Source organism: Streptomyces sp. NRRL F-5126 (genome assembly GCF_000721265.1).
Classification (GTDB): domain Bacteria; phylum Actinomycetota; class Actinomycetes; order Streptomycetales; family Streptomycetaceae; genus Streptomyces.
Map to the genome: position 1 here is coordinate 1 of NZ_JOFZ01000085.1, position 425 is coordinate 425.

The 425-nt window shown below is 72.9% G+C and carries 1 protein-coding gene; it reads left to right on the top strand.

The annotated features are described in order from the left end of the window. Positions 1 to 425: ketoacyl-synthetase C-terminal extension domain-containing protein (locus tag IH48_RS33975; RefSeq protein WP_037844130.1), on the top strand; the 425-nt coding region annotated here is incomplete at both ends.

Sequence of the window (425 nt, forward strand, 5' to 3'; positions counted from 1 at the left end):
TCGGCATCAGCGGCACCAACGCCCACCTCATCCTCGAACAGGCGCCCACCACCACAGACACGCCCAGCGACGCCGACGCTCCGGCCGACACCGACGCCGGCACAGTCGCGCCCACCGACACCACCCCCGAGCACACCGGCGAGGTGACGGACGGGCCGAGTGTCTGGCTCGTGTCCGGCAAGTCGGCCGACGCGCTGACCGCCCAGGCCGCGCAGCTGCACGCCTTCGCCACCGATCACCCCGACGTCGACACCCGCGACATTGCACACGCCCTGGCCACCACCCGCACCACGTTCGAGCACCGTGCCGCCGTCATCGCCCACGACCGCACCGACCTCCTCGACGCCCTCACCGCACTCCAGGACGGCCGGCCCTCACCGCACCTGGTGACCGGCCCCACCGATCACCATTCCCGCGTCCCGGGC